We start from the raw sequence: 371 nt of genomic DNA on the forward strand, positions 1-371 counted from the left end.
ACCCGCGGATCGGCCGTGCCGCCGATCTCTATGAACTGATCCCGGAATACCAGCCGGACACCTACCGGAACATGGACAAGGTCTATCCGACCCGGGTTATCCACAAGGGGACCAAGGTCCGTCCGCTGCCGGCGGGTGTGGCCATCGCGCCGCGCTACCGGATCGGCGGCGAGGAATACGGCGTCGACGATTTCATGCGGCGCAACCGCGTTGGCGGCGTGCTGGTCCTCAAGGATGGCAAGGTCGCCCTGGAGCGCTACGGCCTGGGCAACGACGAACGCACGCGCTGGACCTCGTTCTCGGTGGTCAAGTCGATCTCCTCGACCCTGGTGGGCGCCGCCGTGCAGCAGGGCCTGCTGGCTCTCGACCAG

1 protein-coding gene is annotated in these 371 nt (G+C 66.8%); it reads left to right on the forward strand.

From position 1 onward, the window contains the following. The coding region (locus FLP08_RS17370; RefSeq protein ID WP_156278183.1) for a serine hydrolase at nucleotides 1–371 on the forward strand (371 nt) is incomplete at both ends.

The organism is Christiangramia aestuarii (assembly GCF_009735585.1).
Taxonomy (GTDB): Bacteria; Bacteroidota; Bacteroidia; order Flavobacteriales; family Flavobacteriaceae; genus Christiangramia; species Christiangramia aestuarii.